The sequence below is a fragment of the Myxococcus guangdongensis genome (assembly GCF_024198255.1).
In the GTDB taxonomy this organism is placed as follows: Bacteria; Myxococcota; Myxococcia; order Myxococcales; family Myxococcaceae; genus Myxococcus; species Myxococcus guangdongensis.
The window spans coordinates 12,588-32,671 of sequence record NZ_JAJVKW010000029.1; the positions used below are offsets into that span (position 1 = coordinate 12,588).

The window sequence follows — 20,084 nt, forward strand, 5'->3', positions numbered from 1 at the left end:
CCTCAGTCCTCCCTCTTTCGCATCGCCACCGCCGGAGGCACCGCGCTGCCCCGCCACGCGGGCACCAGCGACGCCACCACCACCACGGCCACCACGCCCAGCCACACCCCCAGCCCCTGTCCCCACGACAGCCGGGGCATCAACACCGGCCCGCCCATGAAGAACTGGAGCGCCTCGTCCGTGACCAAGATGCCGTCCCCCATCGACCCGAACAGGAGCAGCGCGGAGAGCGCCATGCCCACGCCCGCGCCCAGCCCTCCCAACAGCAGCCCCTCCATCAGCAGCGAGCCGAACACGTCCCGCCGCTGCATGCCCACCGCGCGCATCGTCCCCACCTCACCCACGCGCTCCTGCGCGAGCAGCAGCAGCGTGCCCGCGGAGACCAGCACCACGAACAGACACAGCATCACCGAGAAGGCCAGCAGCACCACCCGCGTCATGCCCACCACGCCGCTGATGAAGCCGCCCGCCGCCTCCCAGTCCACGGTGGCCAGCGGCACCGAGGCGCTCGTGCCCTGTTGCACCACGACCTCGGCCACCCGCACGGGGTCCGCGTCCGGCGCCACCACCACCGCGGCCTGGAGCACGCTGCCTCCGCGCAGCTCCGTCGCGGAGAAGGTGTCCGGCCAAGCGCGGGCGCGCGGGAAGTCGGGGATGTTCGTCGTGCGCGTGGGCACCGTCTCCACCTCCACCACCGTGGCGGGCTTGAGCTGGTCCACCTCCGCCTCCGCCAGGAAGTCGAGCCCCAGCGACTGGGCGTCTCGCTTCGCCTCCTCCACCATGTCCGGCGACAGGCGCCCGGACAGGTAGCGCGCGCTGACCAGGTCCATCAGGCTCAGCGTGTTGACGCGGCTCGTGTCCCCGCCGAGCCCCCGGAAGCGATACGTGCCCCACACCTTGAGCGGCACGCCGTTGACGAGCGAGTCCAACCCCTTGAGCACCACCGTGTCCCCGGGCTTCACGCGGTACAGCGGCAACAGGGGCGCCAGCTCCGCGTAGAAGACCTGGTGACGGGTGGCGAAGTTTCCGTCCTCCAACTTCAGGAACTCTCGCCACAGGGCCTCCGGCTCGCCCTCGTGACCCAGGACACGCTCGAGCACCGCGCGCGCGGCCTCGGAGCGCTCCGCGTCCACGCGGGCCAGCAGGTCCGGCAGCTCCGCCTGCGCGCGCTCCACCAGCGTGCGCAGGCGCTCGTCCTCGGCGAGCAGCGCGCCCCGGTCCAGCTCCCGCTTCAGCTCATCCAGCCGCGCGGCCACCGGCAGCTTGAAGCGCTGCTCGTAGAGGCCGTGCCCCAACAGCAGCCCCCGGTGGCCCTCGGGCGGCAAACTGCCCGTCACCATCTCGAAGCGGGGGAAGGCGCGCGCGAACTGGGTCAGGTCGCTGCCCAGGTACTCGATGTCGATGGACTCGCCCTCGCCCACCTGCCGGGCGACGTGGTTCTCCAGGTACTCGAGCGCCACCAGCGGCTCGGCGCGGAAGCGCTCCCAGAAGTCGGGCTTCGTCGTCTCCGCCAACGCCGCGCGGTCCATGCGCGCCTCGTCCGCGGTGAGGAAGGCCTCCGTCTGACGGTCGGCGTCGCGCGCCACGTCGCGCAGCGTGCGCTCCAAATCGGTCGCCAACCGCATGAGCCGCGCGTTGCGCTCGGGCGAGGGGAGCTGACGGGCCACGGCGCGCGCGGTGGAGAGCTTGTCGTCCAGGTAGTTGCCACGGAACGTCGCGGCCATGCCCACCTCGAGCGGCACGACGTCCTGGACACCCGGTGTCTGTCGCAACCGGGTCTCGAGTGACGGGTAGTCGGGCAGCGGCACCAGCACCGGCGCGCCCGTGGGGCCCGTCACCACCACGGCCTTCTCGGAGGACTGGGAGTTGTAGACGAGGAAGTGCCCCGCGCCGCTCTCGATGACGCTGCGCTGGGTGCCCTCGGAGATGCCGGCCACCATCGCGAGCCCCAACGCGAGCAGCAGCGCCGAGCCGAGCGCGAGCAAGGCGACCACCCAGCTCCGAGGCCGGGCCACGACGCTCTGAAGCGCGAAGGACAGCAACGTCACTGGAGACTCCTCGCGATGCGGACCCTGCACCCTCGCCTCAGCGCGGCGGGCGGGCGTCCTCGACCGGACGTGGAGCCTCGGACGATAGAGAACCCACCCGGGCGATACAAGCCATGCACTCCGCCCGGTTGCGCGACGCGAGACGACCGGACCAAGCTGCGAGTGAATGTCGGCCACCCCCAGCCCCTCCCTCGCGCAGTCGGTCCACTTCTGGGCACGCAACGCCGCGAACGAGTCCGCGCTCCTGCGCGCCTCGCTCCGCCTGGGCCTCTTCGACGCACTGCCGGTGGAGGGCACCACCACCGCGTGTTCGCTCGACGCCCTGGCCACCGCGACGAAGAGCTCGCCCCGAGGGCTCAGAGCCCTGCTCGAGCTGCTGGTCTGCCTGGGCTACGCGTCCCTCGATGACACGCGCCGCTTCGCCCTGGCGCGTCATGCCGCGACGTTCCTTCGCGACGCCTCCTTCCTCGAGCGGCTGCGCGCCGAGCTGCCCTGGTGGGGCCCCCTGTCCCTGCTCGACGAGGCGGTGAAGCGAGGCGAGCCCGTGGAGCACGAGGGCCAGCGCTGGGACGTGCTCGGGCACTGCCGCGCGCTGTTCCTGGAGGGCACGCGGGCCGAGTCGGCGCTCACGGGCGCGCAGGACTTCTTCGACCGCTTCGCCCGGAGCGGCGCGCGCACACAGGTGCTCATCACCGCGGGGAGGATGGGGCTGCTGGAGCTGCTCGCGGCCGCTCCGCGCACGATGCCGGAGCTGGGCGCGGCCACGTACCTGAGCACGACAGGGCTGCGCGTCGTGGTGGAGGTGCTGGAGAAGCTGGGGCTCGTGACGCGCGAGGGTGAGGCCTTCGGGCTGAGCACGGAGGCGAAGCGGCTGCTCGACGGCAAGGCGCTGGCGTACCTGGTGCGCTCGCTCAGCGTGTCCGCGCAGTACACCGAGGCGCTGGGCCGGCTGGACGAGACGGTGCGCGAGGAGCGCTTCATCCTGGACCTGAAGGACCCGGAGGTGAGCCGGCGCTTCTACGCGGACAACTCCAACCAGATTACGGCGGTGTTCGCGTCGCACTTCCAGCTCAGTCGCAAGGCGGCCACCACGCTCGCGAAGGCCCACCCGCTGGAGGGCGCGGCGGTGCTGGACATCGGCACGGGCTCGGGCGTGTGGGGCGCGGCCTTCGCTCGCGCGACCCCCACCACGCAGGTCACCTACTTCGACCAGGGCGTGGTGCTGGAGCAGGTGAAGACGAACCTGGCGCGGCTCCAGGTGGCGGACCGCGCGCGCTTCTGGCCTGGGGACTTGTTCACCCACGACTTCGGCGAGGCCGCCTTCGACGTCATCATCCTTCCCCAGGTCTTGAACGTGCTCAGGCCGGAGAGCCTGCCCGGGTTGTTCGCGCGCGTCGCCCGAGCGCTCAAGCCCGACGGCGTGCTGCTCATCGCCGAGTACGTCTTGAACGAGCGGCGCGACGGCCCGCTGGACCACCTGTACTTCGGCCTGCGTCGGTTCATGACCAACGAGGGGGATTTGCTGTCCGCCTCCGAGTACGGGCAGCTCTTGCAGGCGGTGGGGCTGTCCTCGTCCGTCTGCATCCCGCTGCCCACGCAGGAGATGATTCTGGCGGCCCGGCCCGGCGTGGCGTTGCCCTCCCGACTGGCGGACTGAGCACGCGCCGCGTCAGGCGGAGGGATTTCACGGCCTCTTGCTTGCTCGTGGCGCGCCACCCCGACTACCGTTCGGACTCCCTCGCGTTCGAGCAAGACCCCTGAAAGGTCCTGATGCGCGCCGCGCCGCAGCTCGACAGCCATGGCCCCCAGACCTCACCCGAGTCGGGCGAGCGGGGCGGGTCCATCGCCGCGAAGCTCCGTGGACGGTTCGCCCGGCGGGTGGCCTCGCTGGGTTATCACTCGCATTCCCTGCCAGGCGGCGTGGGACATCTCTTGTTTCACATCGGTCTCGGCGTGGGCGCGGCGTTCGGCACCGTGAGCCTGATGTCGATACATCCCTGGGCGGGCTGGGTGCTCTACCCGCTGGTGGCCTTCTTCATCGGCACCCGCTTCCGCGCGCTGGGCAACATGCTGCACGAGGCCTGTCACGGCATGTTCGTGCGCGGCAAGCGCCGCAACCGCGCGCTCGGCCATCTGCTGGCCATCATCGACTGGACGGCGCTGGAGCCCTACACGCGCGAGCACTTCACGCACCACCTGCACCTGGGCGATGCGCAGAAGGATTTGGACTTCGCGCCCCGGCGCCGCTTCGGCTTCGCGGAGGCGGAACGGCCGTTCGTGAAGGACCACCTGCTGCGGCCCCTGACGCTGGTGCACCTGCCTGCGTTCCTCCGTCCGGTGCTCTTCCACCGCACGGACCCGTGGACGGTGACGCTCGCGCGGTGGGGTTTCATCGCGGGGCTCGCGGCGCTGGCGCAGTGGGGCATCGGGTGGAAGGCGTTCGCCCTGTTCTATCTGGTGCCGTACGTGGTGCCGTACCAGGTGATTCGCTACTGGTCGGACGCGGTGGACCACGCGGGCGTCATCGGCTCGGCGGATGAGTTCCAACGCTCGCGCAATCACATCTTCGCGTGGGGCTGGCTCAACCGGGTGCTCTTCCCCCGGCATGACCAGTACCACCTGACGCACCACCTGTTCCCCGCCGTCCCCACCGCGTTCCAGGGCCGCGTGCACCAGATGCTGCTGGAGGACGCGGACTACTCGGCGAGGGACCACTCCTTCTCCGCGCTGCTGCGGTAGCGACGCCGAAGCGGCTCGCTCCCGCCGCCGCACCCACGGACCCATCGGGCCGGGCACGCGCGGACCGCGCCACCCTCCATCGCCGAGCGCAAGTGGGCGGACCGCGCTCAAATGCAAAAGCCCCGGCCCCATGAAGGGACCGAGGCTTTCTGAAGCATCGCCGGTGTGGGCCGGGAGCTAGTTGATGGGCATGAAGACCTTGAAGCCGCTGCGACCGTTGTTGGTCGTGTTGCGCTCGATGAAGTCGCTCGCCGTCGTGTGGCCGTCGCCCATGGTGATGGCGGTGTGGCCGTAGATGCTGCCCAGGCGCGTGGAGGTCTTCTCCCACGTGAGCACGAGGCCCGGAATCTTCAGCGCCTCTTCCAGCGACATGTTGACCTGGCGGAACTTGTCGCGCGGCAGGTTGTTGTCGATCTGATTGCCGTTGCCCGACACGCCGATGCCGTACGCGTTGCGGATGGCGCGACTGACGCCCGTGGCGCACAGGCCCTGGCTGTTGTAGCCGCCCATGCCCATCGCCGCGCGGCGCGCGGACTCAGCCAGACGACGCATGCCCGTCGACGCGTTGCTGGGACCCGCGCCCGTCGGGCCACCCACGTCCTCGCCGCCGCCCGTCGGACGACGACCGCCCGGACGGAAACCCTGACGCGAGCCACTCGGCTCGAAGGTGTCCTTGCCGGAGTAGCCCACCTTCAGGGACGCGCCCGTGAAGATGAGGTCGCGGTTCGCGATGTTGTTGTCGCGCGCCAGCTTGTCGACGGTGGTGCCGAACCGAGCCGCCAGCTTCGTGAGCGTGTCGCCACGCTGAATCACGTAGTCCTTGGGGGTCGTACGGCGCTCGCGAGGATTGATCCGGTAGTTGGCCATAAAAGCTCCTGCCCTATTCTCGGGGTTCCCTTGGCTGAGTTGCTGTGCGCCTCCCAATTCTCTGCCTGTTTACAAAATTGTGAGATTTCTACCCGGGCTGTAGAGGAGTCCCGGTCTCCCAGGGCGAATTCAAGACGGAGAGTGATAATTCGCCGGCCGTATTCACTCGGAGCGATGACTCACGGCGCCGTGGCGCGCTCGATGACCGCGAGGGCCTCCGCGAAATGGGCGGGATCAGCCCCCAGCCCCAGCCGGAAGCCGTGGCCCCGCTCCAGCGGATGGGCCCCATCCGGCGTCCCCACCTCCATGGCGCTCAGGGGCAGGACGAAGACGCCCTCGGCCGCCAGGGCCTCCAGCCGGGAGGTGAAGGCCGCGGGCTCCAGCGCGCCCTTCACGCCGATGCAGGTGACGAGGCCCCCCTGGGGCGCGGTGCCGTACACGCCTCGCGAGCGCTCCAGGAACGCGGCCAGGGTGCGCCGGTTCTGGAGCCAGTCCTCGCGCGCCCGCTTCAGCGCGGGGCTGTGCAGGTCCTTGAGCACCTCGTAGGAGATCCACTCCGTCACCGGGTTCACCGTGTGCGTCGTGTAGTTCTTCTCGTTCTGCATCCGGGCCAGCATCTCCGTGTCGCCCACGCACCAGCCGATGCGCAGCCCCGGACAGCCCAGGCACTTGATGAACGAGCCCGTCACGAACGAGCGCGTGCCCGGCCGGTACACCGTGGCCCCCAGCACCGCGTCCTCGGAGGACAGGAAGCGGTAGTGCTCGTCCCCCACCACCGTGGCCCCGGCCGCGTCCGCCCACTTCGACACCGCGTCGAGCAGGCCCGCGTCCAGCACGAGGCCACTCGGGTTGTGGGGCGTGTTGATGATGACCACGTCGGGGCGCTCGCGCTCCAGCCGCTCGAGCCAGTCGCCCGCGTCGATGGACGGACGGCCGCGCGTGTCCCAGCGCACCGGCAGCCGCACCACCTGCGCGCCCTGCTGCATGGGCAGCTCATAGAGGAGCTGGAACGCGGGCCACGCCAGCGCCACCTTGCGCGGACGCAGCTGCCGGAAGAGCAGCAGCAGCGCCTCGCTGGTGCCCGTGGTGATGAGCACGTTCTCCCGCGTGGCGCCCGGGTGCATCGCGGCGACCAGGTCCCGCAGGTCCGCGCGCCCCCAGTTGGGGCTGTCACGCAGCAGCGTGGACAGGAAGACGGCCGAGGCCTCGTCGGGGCTCACGCCAGAGCCCGTCAAGAGCTCGCCCACGGTGACGGGACGGCCTCCGGACTCCCCCAGGTTGTAGCGCGCGGTGAACCGCGAGCCCTCCAGGTAGTCCTCCATGAAGAATGAGCGCAGCGGTTCCATCTCGACTCCGGATGTAGAGGACTCAGGCGGCCGGCACGGCGGCGACTTCAGGCCAGGCGACATCTCCGCGGTGCGCCACCACCACCTGCTGGATGGGCATGTCGAACGCTCGCGCCGACGTCAGGCCCACGGGCGTGAGCAGCGCCTGGAACTCCGGCAGGGACAGCACGTCCCCTTCGTTGGACACGTAGCGCCGCAGCGCGAAGTAGAGCGCGTCGAGCGGCCCGTCGCGGCGGTCCGTCAGGAGATAGCCGGAGATGAGCAGCAGCCCGCCGGGCTTGAGCGCCCGCGCGAGCTTCGCGAAGAAGCCCGGCAGCGCGTCGTGCGGCAGCGCGGGGATGATTTGCGGCAGGAGGATGACGTCGTACTCCGCCTCGCCGTAGTCCACCGAGAGGCAGTCGCCCTCCCACAGCCGCGAGCGCGCCTCCAGCTTCAGCTTCGTCAGGTGCGGGCGCACCGCGTCCAGCACGTGCACCGAGTCCAGGTACGTCACGTGCGTCGTCGGAGCCGCGAGCCCGAAGGCCGCGCCCCACACGCCCGAGCCCGTGCCCACGTCCAGCACCCGCGCCCCCGCGAGCGAGCGCATCTGCCCCACCAGCTCCGCGGCCTTGCGGCTCAGCCGCAGGTGCGAGCCGAAGATGCCGGAGATGCGCGAGGCGTTCTCCTGATAGATGCGGCGCGCTGTCTCCGGATCTCTCAGGTCCAGGCGGAAGCGATGCTCGCGCACCGCCTCCGCCAGATGTCCGAAGGCCTCCCAGTAGGCCATGGTCGCCGGCAGCGCGCGCTGGAAGTACGGCAGGCTCGTGGCGTCGAGCATCCGCGCCGCGGCTTCCGCGAAGGACCAACTCCCCGCCTCCTCCCGCGCCACGCCCAGCGAGGCGAGCACGCCCAAGAGCACGCCCAGCCCCTCGGGATGCACCTTCAGCTCGGTCGCGAGCGCGTCGCGAGGCGTCGCCCCCTCCACCAGTCGCGAGAGCAATCCCAGCTCCGCCGCCGCCACCAGCGCCTGCGTGCGCGCGAAGTTGCGCGCATACCGGTCGAAGAACTCCTCGGCTCGCGCATTGGGCGCAGGAGGCGACGGCTCCAGGAACAGGGCGCGGAACCACCCCAGCAAATCCCTCCCGTCCACCGAGGCGCCCGTGCGCACCGCCTCGGGCAGCTTCGCCACCACGTGCCACCATTCGGGCACCGCCCGGAGTCGCGCGCGGAACGCCGCATCGGAGAGGAACGCGGCCGTGTCCTCGGCGAGCAGATAGCCCTGGCCCTCCTCGAACAGCACGAAGCCCAGTCCCACCAGCGGCTCGAGGATGGCGCGGACCCCGCGGCGATTCGCGCCCAGGTGCTCGGCCATCGAGTCCAATGACAGAGGCGCCGCGCCCGGACCGGCGGAGAGCTGCCCGAACACCCCGAGCGAGAACGCGGCCTGGAGCGCCGCCGACTCGTTGCTCGCGTCACGGCCGAGGAAGTTGAGCTGCTGGACGAAGGCGGGCGACGCGGGAGGCTTCGACATGGACTCTCCTTCAGACCCAGCGGAACCAGCGCAGCGCGACCACCAGGGGGAGCACCGTCCAGGCCACGAGCACCACCATGGCCGGCCCCAGCGCCAGCAACGACGTCCCCTCCAGCATGATGGCGCGCAGGGAGTCATTGAGCGCCGTCAGCGGCAGCGCGTGGATGACCGGCTGCAACCAGCCCGGGAAGTTGTCCGACGCGAAGAAGACGCCGGACAGGAACAGCATCGGCATGGACACCAGGTTGACCAGCCCGCCCACCGACTCCTCGTTGTGCGCCCGGATGGACACCAGCAGCGCCAGCGAGGCGAAGCACATCGCGCCCAGCAACCCCATGCCCAGCAGCGCGCCATAGCTGCCGAACATCGGCACGCCGAACAGCCAGCGCGCGAAGGCGCAGAAGAAGGCGACCTCCAGCACCGCGAAGGCCGTGCGCCCTATCAGGAAGGCCAGGAAGAAGTGCGTGCGCGACATGGGCGTGCCCGCGAGCCGCTTGAGCAGCTTGCCGCCGCGCATGGACACCAGCGGCACCGCCAGCGCCCACAGGCTGGAGGACATCAACGACATCCCCAAGAGGCCCGGGATGAGGAAGTCGATGTAGCGATTGCCCGGCTCGGACACCGGCGTCGTCCGCACCGCCTCCAGTCGAGGCGCATCCGGCGCGCGCGCCAGCGCCTGCGAGACGAGCAGCCGCGCGGTCCTGCCCTCCGCCTGACTGGGGTCCACCAGCGCCTCGGGCCGAGGCGTGCCGGGCACCAGCACCAACGTCACGCGCCCCCGGGCGAGCTGACGACGCGCCTCGAGGAGCTCCAGCGTCTCCACCTCCAGCTCCGGCGTGCCCTCCAGCCGAGCGCGCAGCTCGGTGGCCCCTTCGCCTTGCGCGATGGCGACGCGCACGGGCGCGAGCGACTCGTTGCGGAAGGCCAGCCCCAGCACCAGCGTGGTGACGATGGGGAAGACGAACGTCCAGAACAGCACCTCGGGCTGGCGCCACAACACCCGCAGGCGCATCAACACCAGCTGACCCAGCGAGCCCATCACGCCGCCTTCTCCTCGTTGCCCTCGCGCAGCGAGCGCCCCGTCAACCCGATGAACACGTCATCCAACGTGGGCCGCCGCGTCGACAGGTGCTTGAGCTTCGCGCCGGACGCCTCCACCTCGCGCAGCACCGACGGCAGCGCCTCATGCAGCGCCTTCACCCGCAGGGACAGCCGGTCCGCGTGACGCTGCGCCGAGACGACGGTGGACAGGGGCGACAGCCGCTCCAGGTCGAGCGACGGCTCCGCCTCCAGCTCGATGACCTGCTCGGCCCCCAGCGACGCGACGATGTCCCCGGGCGTGCCCCGGCTGATGACGCGGCCCCGGTCGATGATGACCAGCCTGTCGCAGAGCACCTCGGCCTCGTCCATGTAGTGCGTCGTCAACACCACGGTGCGCCCCTTGGCCTTGAGCGCCGCCACCACGTCCCACAGGGCCCGGCGCGACTGCGGGTCCAGGCCCGTGGTCGGCTCGTCCAGGAAGAGCAGGTCCGGGTCTCCCGCCAGCCCCAGCGCCAGGGCCAACCGCTGCCGCTGGCCTCCCGACAACTTGCCCACCCGGGCGTGCCGCTTCTCCCCGAGCTGCACCATGCCAATCAGCTCCTCGAGCGGCAGCGGGCGCGGATAGAAGGACGCGAACATCCGCACCGTCTCCTCCACCGTGAGCTGCTCCACCAGCTTCGTCTCCTGGAGCGTCAGGCCGATGCGCTGGCGAAGCCGGGTCGCGTCACGCTTCCAGTCCAGCCCGAGCAGCCGTACATGACCGGAGGTCGGCTCCTGGAGGCCCTCGAGAATCTCCACGGTGGTCGTCTTGCCGGCGCCGTTGGGGCCGAGCAGGCCCACGCACTCGCCCCTTCGGATGTCCAGGTCGATGCCGTCCACGGCGGTGACGTCGCCGAAGCGCTTGACCAGTCCCTTCACCTCGATGGCGAGCTCGTCTGGGGATGTCATGGGGGGGAGTGGGCGGCAGTATGGCCCAACGCGGGCCGGGGCCCAACGGCGCGCGCGTGGAATGCGGCGGGCCGCGTCCGGGGGTGCTACGGTCCGCGGCCGTGGCCCTGAGCGACGGATTGGATGCGCGGGTTGACCGGCTGGAATTGCCGTTCAACGAGTACGGCGTGGACCCGTACGGAATCTCCCGGAAGCACGTGAGGGACGCGCTGCGCGTGTTCGCGCTCATCTACCGGTACTACTTCCGGGTGCGCTGCCACGGCATCGAGCACGTCCCCGCCCGAGGCCGGGGCATGCTCGTGGGCAACCACTCGGGCGGCGTGGCCGTGGACGGCGCCATGGTGCTGACGTCCACCATGCTGGAGATGGACCCGCCCAGGCTCGCCCAGGGCATGGTGGAGCGCTTCCTCCACAAGTTCCCCGTCTCCTCCTTGTGGGCCAGCCGCACCGGCCAGTTCACCGGCTTGCCCGAGCATGCGCGGCGGCTGCTCGAGGATGACCGGCTGCTGATGATTTTCCCCGAGGGCGCGCGCGGCACGGCGAAGCTGTTCCCGGACCGCTACTCGCTGGTGGACTTCGGCACGGGCTTCATCCGGCTGGCGCTCCAGACGCGCTCGCCCATCATCCCGTTCGCGTTCCTGGGGGGCGGCTCGGCCATCCCCACGGTGTTCAACGCGTACACGCTGGGCAAGTTGTTGGGCGTGCCGTACGTGCCGCTGACGCCGTACCTGTTGCCGGTGCCGCTGCCGGTGCAGTTGGAGATCCACTATGGCGAGCCGCTCGTCTTCCGGGGCACCGGGGACGAGGAGGACCACGTCATCGAGGGGTATGTGGCGAAGGTGAAGGAGCGCATCGCGGGTCTCATCGAGCGAGGCCGGGCGGGGCGACAGCACCGCGGGCTGGCCAGAAAGCTGCTGCCATGAGGGTGCTCATCCCGGGTATCTCCGGAGGAATCGCGCGCAAGCTGGCGCTGCGGTTGAAGAAGGCGGGCCACGAGGTGGCGGGCGTGGACATCCGTCCCTGGGACACGGCCCAGGAGGCGGACATCCAGGTGTTCCGCGGGGACGTGCGCAAGCGCGTGGCCGAGGACGTCTTCCGCCGCTGGCGTCCGGACGCGGTGGTGCACATGGCCACCGTCACGGCCTTCACGGTGCCGGGCGCGGAGCGCGGACGCATCAACCTGGACGGCACCAAGGCGGTGTTCGACCACTGCGCGGCGCACGGCGTGAAGCAGCTGCTGTTCGTGGGGCGGCACACGTTCTACGGCGCGGCGCCGGACTCGCCGCTGTACCACTCCGAGGACGAGCCGCCGCGCGCGCTGGAGGCCATCCCGGAGCTGGCGGACCTGGTGGCCGCGGACCTGTATGCCGCGACGGCGCTGTGGCGGCTGCCGGAGGTGACGACGGCGGTGCTGCGGCTGCCGTACACGCTGGGCGCGCCGGGCACGGGGACGCTGGCGTCGTTCCTCAAGGGGCGTCGGGTGCCGCTGGTGCTCGGGTACGACCCTCTCTTCCACGTGCTCCAGGAGGAGGACGTGGTGACGGCGCTGCAGCTGGCGCTGGAGAAGAAGATTCGGGGCATCTTCAACGTGGCCGGGCCTCCGCCGATTCCGCTGTCGGTCATCGTGCGCGAGACGCGGCGCACGGCGGTGCCGCTGCCTTCGCAGGTGCTGTCGTTCCTGTTGGGGCGGGCGGGCTTCCCTCGGCTGTCGGTGGGGGCGCTGGACCATCTGCGCTATCCCATCGTGGTGGACAACCGGCGCTTCCTGGAGGCGACGGGGTTCGAGTACCAGCACAGCGTGGCGGACACGCTGCGCATCTACCGCGAGGCGGCGCCTCCGCCGGTGTCCGGGGGGCTCATCTAGGGCCCTTCGGGGACGTGGTAGCGTGAGGGCTCCCTCGTGCCGCGAGTTGGAGCCCCATGCCGATGAAGCCCCTGCCCTTTTCCGCCAGGCCGGTCCGCAGGTTGGAGCGCCCGTCGCTCGAGGAGCTGCGGGAGTGGCACTACCGCGAGCCGGTCATCGTCCGGGGGCTCCTGGACGCCTCCGGGGCGCTGGGCGCGTTCCGCGCGCAGGGCACGTTGGATGGGAAGCTGGGGGTGCTGGAGACGCAGCTGGGTGAGCGTCCTCAGCATTACTTCTGCGTGTTGCCTCCGGAGTCGGGTGGGCACTACCGGCCCAAGCTGGTGGTGAACGATGCCGAGGGCGCCGTGGCGGTGATGCCCGAGCAGGGCAGCTTCGCGGACTTCGGGGAGCGGCTGAAGGCAGCGGTGCGCACGGGCGAGTACGTGTACATGCAGAACGGGATGCTCGAGCAGTCGCACGTGCGCGAGAAGCTGGGCTTCGACTTCCTCTCGTTCAGCGACCCGCTGGGGGTGGAGAGCAAGTTCTGGGTGGGCTCGGACGGGCAGGTGGTGAACCTGCACTACGACGACTGCATCAACTTCATCTGCATGTTCGAGGGCACCAAGCGGGTGACGATGTTCCCGCCGGAGCAGCTGGCGAACCTGTACCACGCGCCGCTGGACGTGCTGGGGGGCGGGGCGCCCACGACGCCCGTGCACCTGTTGAACCTGGACCTGGAGCGCTTCCCGCGGTTTGGCACGGCGCTGGAGCACGCGTGCGTGGCGGTGGTGGAGCCTGGGGAGGCGCTGTTGATTCCGCCCTTCTGGTGGCACCACGTGGAGTCCTTCGGGGCGATGCACGTGATGGTGAACAGCTTCATCACCACGATTCCGTCCACGGCGACGCTGGAGCTGTGGAAGGACCTGTCGGCGGGCATCCGCGCGCTGGCGGAGGCGACACCGGAGGAGCGGAATCGGGAGCGGGAGCTGTTCCGCCGTCGGGTGTTCGCGGGTGAGGAGGTCTCCGAGTCCTCGGCGCTGGCGGAGCAGGCGCGGGTGACGTTCCAGAAGCTGCCGGGTTCGTGGCGTGAGCACGTGGCCCGGCTGTGGGAGGCGTTCGCGTTCCAGACGCACGGTGCGCCGTTCGAGGAGTCGGCCGGCGGGCTCATGGGGCTCCTCGAGCGGCAGCAGGGACAGCTCACGCTCTATCCCAATGCCAACATGCTGGCGGAGATGCCGGACGTGATGGAGCTGCCTGCGGGGGACCCGGCGCCGCGGTAGTGGTGAACGTCACGCCTCGGGCCGATTCAAGCATGGATACGCTGAGCCCCAAGGAGCGCAGCGAGCGAATGTCCCGAGTGCGCAAGCGGGACACTCATGCTGCGGGCCTGTCCGGCGCTGCGTCGGATGAGCCCCCGGCGCTCAAGCTCCAGCACCATGCGGTGGACGGTGGGAGGAGTGGTGCCGAAATAGCGCTGCATGTCGGCTTCGGCGGGAGGGCGCCTGTTGAGCTTTGTGTAGGCGTGGATGAAGGCCAGGTATTGGCCTTGAAGGTCCGTGATGGGCTGAGGAGCGGAAGGAATCGACACGGAGGCAGAGAGGTAGTCCGCCTCCCCTTTCACGAAGTCGGAGCGCATGAATTTACGTTACCTCGTCACCCTTGCTGTCGAGGAGAAGTCGGAGTTGGAGGCCCTGGCGAAGGGCGGCACGGAGCGGGTGCGCCACGTCAAGCGTGCGCAGATTCTGCTGGCAGCCCATATCGGCATCACCGACGAGCAGATTGCCAGCAGTGTCCGGATGAGCATCTCGACGGTGTACCGAGTCAAGCGGCGGTTCGTGGAAGGAGGCGTGGAACACGCCCTGCACGAAAGGCAGCGACCCGGGGCCTCGCGCAAGCTGAGCGGCAAGCAGGAGGCACTTCTGGTGGCCACCGTCTGCTCGACGCCCCCGAAGGGACGTGCGCTGTGGACGCTCCAGTTGCTGGCCGATGAACTGGTGCGGCTGACCGAGCACGAGGACCTCTCGCGGGCAACGGTCCGCCGACGGTTGGAGGAGAACGAGCTCAAGCCCTGGCAGCAGCGCATGTGGTGCATCCCGAAAGTGGATGCCGAGTACGTCGCCCGAATGAAGGACGTGCTGGAGCTCTACGCCGAGCCACCAGACGCCAAGCGGCCGGTGGTCTGCTTCGATGAGACTCCCAATCAGCTGATTGGAGAAGTCCGTACGCCCCTGCCGGCCATGCCCGGCAAGCCCCGCCGTTACGATTTCGTCCCCAAGCACGCCAGTTGGCTGAACATGGTGGAGATTGAAATCAGCGTCCTCACCCGCCAATGCCTGGACAGGCGGATTGGCACCAAGCCCGCCTTGAAACGGGAGGTGGCCCGGTGGGAGCGGATGCGCAACAAGGAGAGGGCTCGCGTCCGCTGGCGGTTCTCTGTAGACAGCGCCCGCACCAAACTTGGTCGAGCGTACCCCCAGGCCCAGGCAGCAGTGGCCGCTGCTGCCTGAACCCTTCAAAACCTCTGTGCCGAGGTAGTAGTCAAGTTGGCTCAAACTATTTGCCGCGAACCACCATCAATCATCAAGCTCAAAGTTCCACAAGGCAGGCTGAGACACTCAGAACCACTCCGATTGAGTAGGGCAAGACACACTGATTAACACAGTTGATTGCACCTTCGCCAGGGCCCAATACTACACAGCGCCCAATGCATTCACGGAGTTCCGGCGGAAGCCGAATCGCATTAATGCATTCCATGAACTCAGTGACACCCTGAGCACGCACCTCACCGTGGTCCGCAGGCTGTTCAACCGGTTGCTCGTTTGAGAGCTGCTCCTCTTCGGTCCCCACAGGTCCACAGCCAACCGCCAGCAACAACGCTCCAATAGCAACAACCCGCTTCATTTGATTGAGCATAGTGAAACCCTCGCAATAGACTACATATTGACTGTCTCACCACGAACTCCAGCAACACAAACACGAACCACTGGCCACTTCACGTATTTAACTGTCGCCGTGCCCTTGAGTACAATGGGGCTCATTACTGGTGCGGGGCACCTTGGCCCGCATATGGGCCACTCCCGGAATCCGCACCCATTTACGTGGGGTACCACTCACCATCGAAGGCTCCCGCCGAGCCCACTCAGTCATCGCCGGAGTTATCCAGCGCTTGAGCGTGTCCTAGCTCAAGAAACACAAGCTGTGCCCTCGTGCTTGGTACTTCGCCAAGGTGTTGCGGTTGCCCGAGCCCACCACGGAGGCACAGCAGGTCGGCACCGAAGGCCACGCGCAGCTTGAGCACTTCCTGTCCACGGGCGAAGACGTACTCGGCGCGTTCGCGACGGCGGGTGCCCATCTCCTGCCGACGCCGGCGCTGACTTGCTCGTCGAACAGCCCCTCGACGGCGCGACCGATGGCCTGGGCGATGTGACTCTTGCCGGTGCCCGGAGGGCCGAGGAAGAGCGCGTCCTCGCGCCGCTCCACGAAGCCGCCGGTGGCCAGCTCGAAGACGAGGCGGCGATTCATCTTCTTGTTGAAGTCGAAGTCGAAGCCGTCGAGCGTCTTGCCCGCGTCGCGGAAGGCGCCCAGCTTCAGGCGGCGTTGGATGAAGCTGTCGCTGCGACGCGTCAACTCGTCGTTGACGAGTGCGGAGAGGAAGTCGAGGGGAGCGAGCTTCTCGGCTTGAGCCTGTAAGAGGCGCGCCTCGACGGCCTGGGCCATGCCAGACAGGCGCAAGGTGGTGAGGGCACGGGTGATTTCGACGAGATTCATGTCTCGGTGTCTCCTGGGTGAGGGGTGGGCTGGGTGAGGCGGGCGATGACGTCGCGGTAGTGGGTGAGTTCGCGGATGAGCGGGTCCACCTGGTGCAGGCCCCACCGGCCGGGGCAGCAGCCTCGGACGCTCCTCGCCGAACATGGCCGCCACCTGGCGCTTGGTGGTGCCGTGGATTCGGGTGTCCGCCCACCGGGCCTCCCACGCGTCGAGGTAGGCCTGTGCGACCTGCAGGGACTCGAAGCGCAGCCCCTTGAGCGGCGTGCGCTGCGCGTGCCCCACCGCCGACTCCACCTTGCCCTTTCTGTCCGGGTGGCGGACCCGGGCTGGCAGGGCCGTGGCGCCGCAGTGGGCCAGCACGTCTCGGAAGAGGGGATTGAGGGCCGGCTCGTACACGTCCGCCGCCAGCACGCCCTCGCGCAGGTTGTCCAGCACCACCGTGCGCGCCACACCTCCCAGCCGGCGGAACGCCTCCTCGTGCAACTGCGCCCACGTCCGGCTGGAAGACTTCCAGCACAACAGCCTCACCGACTTGCGGCTGTAGCCCAGCGTCACGACGAACATGCGCGTGCGCCGGTACTTCCCCGTCTCCGGGTGGCGCACCATGGGCCCCTCCCCGTAGTCCACCTGGGCCTCCTCTCCTGGCGCCGTGTGGATGACGGCCTTGGCCTCCGGGCCCTGGCTGTCCCTCATCGTGCGGACGAAGCGACGCACGCTGATGTAGCTGCCCGTGTAGCCCTGCGTGTCGACGAGTTCCTCGTAGACGGCGCGCGCGTTGCGGCCCACCTCCAGTCGCTGCTGCACCAGGTCCACGTACGGGGCGACGATGCTCGCCCTCAGGTGCCGGACCGCGGCGCGGCTGCGTGGCGCAGCGTCGGTGGTCCCCTCATTGGCCGGTTTTGCTCCCGAGGAGGGCTCCTCGCCCGCGGGACGCACCTCGGTGGTCCCCTCATTGGCCGGTTTTGTCTTGCCCCACCGGCGCGGCGGACGCACTCCTACTCCCGCCGCCTTCAGGTAGCCGCTGGCCGTCTCACGGCGGACCCCCGTCGTCTCCTCGATTCGTCTCAGACTCCAGCCCAACCGACCCAGGGCGATGACCTGCTGCTGCTTCTCGTCGCTCAAGACGTTGCCCATCCCCCAGGCGGACTCCACGTCCTACCCGGGCGTCAACGTCTCGGCCCTCCCCTTTGGCCGCTTTTCAGGGGACCTTCATTGGCCGGTTTTGGGTGACCACTGAGGGTTGAACTGGAGCGCCCAGCGCTGGAGGGTGGCACGAAGGCCGTCCTCCGCGCGCTGGGAGTACCCGTCACCGAACTGGGCCTTCAGGATGCATGGCTGTGCCTGCTGCTGCGCGCCGTAGTCTGGCGTGAAGGGGAAGCGCTCCATTCCCGGTAGCGTCAGCGGCGACGCGGACGCAATCCATCAGCCTGCATGGAAGCGTCTCGTCGTCCCTGGGCCGGGCAGAGCATCCTCAAGGCGATCGTCTCCATCTGCACGTACGCCACACGCGCGCGCATGGAGCGCGTCCTCGCCTCGGGACTGCCATCCCGTCCCGCGACGACCTGCTGCAGTTCCCTCTCCACCGCCGCCAGTCCCTGCGCGAGCGCCACCCGCCTGCTCCAATCGTCCATGAGCTGGCGGGCCCGGGAGACATCGAGCAGCCGATGCTCTGGGCGCTGTCGCTCGGCGCCGTCGTCCAAACGGTCCGCGCTGGTGGACTCGGGCCCACAGACTCCCCGCGGGCAGTTGTCGCCGCGGGGCTCTCTCGTGTCCTCGCGGTGCCCGTGCACACGGGCTACGTGGAGGCCCAGGCCGGCGCCTCCGGATCGAGCTCACCACGGAGCTGGCGCAGGCCGCGCTCGAAGTCCTCGCGGATGCGATGGCGCTCGGGCGACTTGGGTGTCGGCGTGAGCGTCGCACGGGGGCTCTCCTTCTCGCGAGAAGGGGCGCCGCGCTGTGGGTGGCAGCTATTCCTCGTCGAGTGCCTCTAGTTGAATCTGCGCCACGTCTCGATAGTGCGGGACAACCTCGACGTCCAGAATGGCTTCGAGGACACGACGGGCTGCCTCATTGTCGCCGGCTTGCTGGTGCTTGTATGCCTGCGACGTCGCGCGCCCCAGCCGGACGGAGCCCTCGCGGATGCGGCGCGCAATCTCCTCGAGGAGTACGCGAGCTGTCGCCTCGGCTTGGAGGGACTGTTCCGTTGCGGGCGCAGGCAGGGCAACCTCTGCTGCACGGAGGCGGAGGATGTCCCGCAGTTCGTCCGTCAGGACTAGCGACTCTCCGTCCATGAGCACGCGGCGCTCAAGGTCTTGGATGTCGTCCCAGTTCATTGGAGTGGGCATCGGTTAACTCCGGCTCCGGCGTGGATGGCACATTTGGAAGGGCCACCGGTGCTGCCCCTCGCAGTTCCGGAAACACGCATGGCAATCACCTGACCAGCGCGGCTTCGTCTGGTTTTGGCACTGGACGTAGAGGTCCGCGCATTGCTGCTTCCACTCCTCGTCCGGGACGTCTTTCTCCTCGCCCTTCGCGCCGGACTCATCGAGCGCCATCGCCGCGCTGATGTGCTTGCCCGCCTCGGCCGCCGTCAGGCCGCACGCTTCGGGGTTGCCCACGTTGCGCTGGAGGCAGCAGGTCACCGTGTCCGTGCATGTGGCCTGCGCGTATGCCTCGCTCGTGCTGGAGCGGGCGTGCTCCGTGGATGCACACCCGAGCGTGAAGCCGACGACTGCCACCATCACCGCGGTCCATTCGCGACACGTCTCTCGAGGGGCGCGCATGGATTTGATTGTAATTCATGTTTTGCATGATTAATAACCCTTGCCTGGAGCGGAACGGTGAACCCCTGGACATCGTGGACGGGGTGCGCGTCCTGGTGGTGGAGGGCCGCTTGGGCGCTCGGTGGCCACATGCCGCACGTCGCGCACCGGAAGGCCCGGCAGCCACCAGCCAGCACCTGGGGCTGCATGAGGAGCAAGTCCAGCGCACCAGAGCGGTGCGCGCGGGGAATACCGGCGCGCACCATCTGCTCGGCCAGCTCGACGACGCGCGCCCATGCCTCGCGGGAGATGTGCAGGCCATCAACACGGACGGTGCTTCCCGCTGGGGCCTTGCGGCGCTCGGGGCGCGTCTTCGAGGTGTCGAGCGGCACGGCGGCCTTCTACCCCATCTGCTGGGTCGCGCTGGCCTCGACGAGTTCGAGGTCCTCTCGCGCGCCCAACACGGCCAACGCGAGCTCCTCCGCCGCGCGGTACTCGGCACGTGCTCGCGCGTACCGCGTCCTCGCCGCCGGACTGCCGTCCCGCTCGGCCACCGCCCGCTGAAACTCCCACTCCGCCACCTGAAGGCGCTGCGCGAGCGCCCCCCTACTCCAGTCGTCCATACCCCAGGGGTGAGCGCGAGTTCGTGCCGGACACTGTCCTCGACGCGCGTGAGGCTGTGTCCAGGCCCCGTGCAGGCCACACCACAAGACGCCCACGACTCCCCCCTCCCGTCGTGAGGCGCCGCCGCCTCCCCGGAGTGCACGGCTCCGGGGAGGGGGTGCCTTTCCCCGAGGTCAACGTGTCCTGCCCATCCCAACAGCTCACCATCGGCGACGTCGTCGCCCAGCAGGACGCCCACGGCCGCTACAGTCTCAACGACCTGCACGGGGCGGCCGGCGGTGAGCCACGCCACCAGCCCTCGAACTTCCTCCGCAACGAGTCCACCCGGGGGCTCATCACCGAGCTGACCCGTTCCTCGGATTCGATGAACGGTCCGGTTGGATTTGCGCCGAGTTCGTGGCCCTCCCGAGGGGCTCTACACAATGTACGGGATAGCCACGAGACCGGTGTAACCCCACTCCGCGCTCGGGGCTCGGGACTCGCCTACTCCCGCGCCAAGCCCCAGGCTGTGCTCAATCTTGTCGGTTCTCCAAGGAAGCTGATTCAATCAGCCGAGCCATGAATCAGGGCGCGCAGATGCGAGGCAAC

The 20,084-nt window shown here is 69.1% G+C and carries 18 protein-coding genes and 1 pseudogene; 7 read left to right on the forward strand and 12 right to left on the reverse strand.

What is annotated here, in order from left to right:
* Positions 1-2 precede the first annotated feature (2 nt).
* Entirely contained in the window at positions 3-2,048 is a 2,046-nt protein-coding gene (locus LXT21_RS43940) for an FtsX-like permease family protein (protein WP_254044249.1), read from the reverse strand.
* A 166-nt stretch (positions 2,049-2,214) separates the two neighbouring features.
* Here LXT21_RS43940 and LXT21_RS43945 point away from each other — a divergent pair, with 166 nt between their 5' ends.
* Together LXT21_RS43945 and LXT21_RS43950 are read left to right on the forward strand one after the other, a co-directional pair.
* Positions 2,215-3,705: a class I SAM-dependent methyltransferase gene (locus LXT21_RS43945; protein WP_254044250.1), complete on the forward strand. Its 1,491-nt coding sequence runs from the start codon at positions 2,215-2,217 to the stop codon at positions 3,703-3,705.
* A 113-nt stretch (positions 3,706-3,818) separates the two neighbouring features.
* A complete protein-coding gene (locus LXT21_RS43950) occupies positions 3,819-4,787 on the forward strand; it encodes a fatty acid desaturase (protein WP_254044251.1) in 969 nt (322 codons plus the stop codon).
* Positions 4,788-4,964: 177 nt separating this feature from the next.
* Here LXT21_RS43950 and LXT21_RS43955 read toward each other — a convergent pair whose 3' ends face one another.
* The 5 genes from LXT21_RS43955 to LXT21_RS43975 all read right to left on the reverse strand — a co-directional run bounded on the left by LXT21_RS43955 (position 4,965) and on the right by LXT21_RS43975 (position 10,499).
* A complete protein-coding gene (locus tag LXT21_RS43955; protein WP_254044252.1) occupies positions 4,965-5,654 on the reverse strand; it encodes a LysM peptidoglycan-binding domain-containing protein in 690 nt (229 codons plus the stop codon).
* A gap of 179 nt (positions 5,655-5,833) precedes the next feature.
* Positions 5,834-7,000, reverse strand: coding sequence for a pyridoxal phosphate-dependent aminotransferase (locus LXT21_RS43960; RefSeq protein WP_254044253.1), 1,167 nt, complete (start codon positions 6,998-7,000; stop codon positions 5,834-5,836).
* A gap of 22 nt (positions 7,001-7,022) precedes the next feature.
* Positions 7,023-8,510 (reverse strand): methyltransferase family protein, encoded by a 1,488-nt coding sequence (locus LXT21_RS43965; RefSeq protein WP_254044254.1) that lies wholly within the window; start codon positions 8,508-8,510, stop codon positions 7,023-7,025.
* 10 nt (positions 8,511-8,520) lie between these two features.
* Complete coding sequence (locus LXT21_RS43970) at positions 8,521-9,549, reverse strand: ABC transporter permease (RefSeq protein WP_254044265.1); 1,029 nt, start codon at positions 9,547-9,549, stop codon at positions 8,521-8,523.
* The gene (locus LXT21_RS43975) at positions 9,549-10,499 is read right to left on the reverse strand and encodes an ABC transporter ATP-binding protein (protein ID WP_254044255.1); all 951 of its coding nucleotides are present in this window, start codon (positions 10,497-10,499) and stop codon (positions 9,549-9,551) included. The genes LXT21_RS43970 and LXT21_RS43975 overlap by 1 nt, the downstream gene beginning before the upstream one ends.
* A 101-nt stretch (positions 10,500-10,600) precedes the next feature.
* On the opposite strand from LXT21_RS43975, the gene LXT21_RS43980 reads away from it, so the two are divergent.
* From LXT21_RS43980 to LXT21_RS43990, 3 genes are all read left to right on the forward strand, one after another.
* Positions 10,601-11,422, forward strand: coding sequence for a lysophospholipid acyltransferase family protein (locus LXT21_RS43980; RefSeq protein ID WP_254044256.1), 822 nt, complete (start codon positions 10,601-10,603; stop codon positions 11,420-11,422).
* Positions 11,419-12,363 carry an SDR family oxidoreductase gene (locus LXT21_RS43985; protein ID WP_254044257.1) on the forward strand — a complete coding sequence of 315 codons (945 nt, stop codon included), beginning with the start codon at positions 11,419-11,421 and terminating at the stop codon, positions 12,361-12,363. The genes LXT21_RS43980 and LXT21_RS43985 overlap by 4 nt, the downstream gene beginning before the upstream one ends.
* Before the next feature lie 62 nt (positions 12,364-12,425).
* The gene (locus tag LXT21_RS43990) at positions 12,426-13,622 is read left to right on the forward strand and encodes a cupin-like domain-containing protein (protein ID WP_254044258.1); all 1,197 of its coding nucleotides are present in this window, start codon (positions 12,426-12,428) and stop codon (positions 13,620-13,622) included.
* 26 nt (positions 13,623-13,648) lie between these two features.
* On the opposite strand, the gene LXT21_RS43995 is transcribed toward LXT21_RS43990, so the two are convergent.
* Positions 13,649-13,978, reverse strand: coding sequence for a LexA family protein (locus tag LXT21_RS43995; protein ID WP_254044259.1), 330 nt, complete (start codon positions 13,976-13,978; stop codon positions 13,649-13,651).
* Here LXT21_RS43995 and LXT21_RS44000 point away from each other — a divergent pair.
* On the forward strand, positions 13,977-14,849 hold the full coding sequence (locus LXT21_RS44000; RefSeq protein WP_254044260.1) for an IS630 family transposase: 873 nt from the start codon (positions 13,977-13,979) through the stop codon (positions 14,847-14,849). The genes LXT21_RS43995 and LXT21_RS44000 overlap by 2 nt on opposite strands.
* Before the next feature lie 955 nt (positions 14,850-15,804).
* Here LXT21_RS44000 and istA read toward each other — a convergent pair.
* From istA to LXT21_RS44025, 5 genes and pseudogenes are all read right to left on the reverse strand, one after another.
* Positions 15,805-17,244 (reverse strand): annotated as a pseudogene (gene istA / locus LXT21_RS44010) (IS21 family transposase); the annotation flags it as partial.
* A 75-nt stretch (positions 17,245-17,319) separates the two neighbouring features.
* Entirely contained in the window at positions 17,320-17,496 is a 177-nt protein-coding gene (locus LXT21_RS45745; protein ID WP_407667111.1) for a phage tail protein, read from the reverse strand.
* 581 nt (positions 17,497-18,077) lie between these two features.
* Positions 18,078-18,443, reverse strand: a complete 366-nt coding sequence (locus tag LXT21_RS44015) for a DUSAM domain-containing protein (RefSeq protein ID WP_254044261.1) — start codon at positions 18,441-18,443, stop codon at positions 18,078-18,080.
* Between the two features lie 15 nt (positions 18,444-18,458).
* Entirely contained in the window at positions 18,459-18,851 is a 393-nt protein-coding gene (locus LXT21_RS44020) for a hypothetical protein (protein WP_254044262.1), read from the reverse strand.
* Between the two features lie 422 nt (positions 18,852-19,273).
* A complete protein-coding gene (locus LXT21_RS44025; RefSeq protein WP_254044263.1) occupies positions 19,274-19,426 on the reverse strand; it encodes a hypothetical protein in 153 nt (50 codons plus the stop codon).
* A 248-nt stretch (positions 19,427-19,674) separates the two neighbouring features.
* Between LXT21_RS44025 and LXT21_RS45750 the strand changes: the two genes are divergently transcribed.
* A complete protein-coding gene (locus LXT21_RS45750; RefSeq protein WP_407667112.1) occupies positions 19,675-20,058 on the forward strand; it encodes a KilA-N domain-containing protein in 384 nt (127 codons plus the stop codon).
* Positions 20,059-20,084: the final 26 nt, after the last annotated feature.

What these genes read in the sequence shown, in the direction of transcription:
- LXT21_RS43945 (WP_254044250.1), top strand. Translation starts at nt 2,215, where the DNA reads ATGTCGGCCACCCCCAGCCCCTCCCTCGCGCAGTCGGTCCACTTCTGG.
- LXT21_RS43950 (WP_254044251.1), top strand. Translation starts at nt 3,819, where the DNA reads ATGCGCGCCGCGCCGCAGCTCGACAGCCATGGCCCCCAGACCTCACCC.
- LXT21_RS43955 (WP_254044252.1), bottom strand. Translation starts at nt 5,654, where the DNA reads ATGGCCAACTACCGGATCAATCCTCGCGAGCGCCGTACGACCCCCAAG.
- LXT21_RS43960 (WP_254044253.1), bottom strand. Translation starts at nt 7,000, where the DNA reads ATGGAACCGCTGCGCTCATTCTTCATGGAGGACTACCTGGAGGGCTCG.
- LXT21_RS43965 (WP_254044254.1), bottom strand. Translation starts at nt 8,510, where the DNA reads ATGTCGAAGCCTCCCGCGTCGCCCGCCTTCGTCCAGCAGCTCAACTTC.
- LXT21_RS43970 (WP_254044265.1), bottom strand. Translation starts at nt 9,549, where the DNA reads ATGGGCTCGCTGGGTCAGCTGGTGTTGATGCGCCTGCGGGTGTTGTGG.
- LXT21_RS43975 (WP_254044255.1), bottom strand. Translation starts at nt 10,499, where the DNA reads ATGACATCCCCAGACGAGCTCGCCATCGAGGTGAAGGGACTGGTCAAG.
- LXT21_RS43985 (WP_254044257.1), top strand. Translation starts at nt 11,419, where the DNA reads ATGAGGGTGCTCATCCCGGGTATCTCCGGAGGAATCGCGCGCAAGCTG.
- LXT21_RS43990 (WP_254044258.1), top strand. Translation starts at nt 12,426, where the DNA reads ATGAAGCCCCTGCCCTTTTCCGCCAGGCCGGTCCGCAGGTTGGAGCGC.
- LXT21_RS44000 (WP_254044260.1), top strand. Translation starts at nt 13,977, where the DNA reads ATGAATTTACGTTACCTCGTCACCCTTGCTGTCGAGGAGAAGTCGGAG.
- LXT21_RS43995 (WP_254044259.1), bottom strand. Translation starts at nt 13,978, where the DNA reads ATGCGCTCCGACTTCGTGAAAGGGGAGGCGGACTACCTCTCTGCCTCC.
- LXT21_RS45745 (WP_407667111.1), bottom strand. Translation starts at nt 17,496, where the DNA reads ATGGAGCGCTTCCCCTTCACGCCAGACTACGGCGCGCAGCAGCAGGCA.
- LXT21_RS44015 (WP_254044261.1), bottom strand. Translation starts at nt 18,443, where the DNA reads ATGAACTGGGACGACATCCAAGACCTTGAGCGCCGCGTGCTCATGGAC.
- LXT21_RS44020 (WP_254044262.1), bottom strand. Translation starts at nt 18,851, where the DNA reads ATGGTGGCAGTCGTCGGCTTCACGCTCGGGTGTGCATCCACGGAGCAC.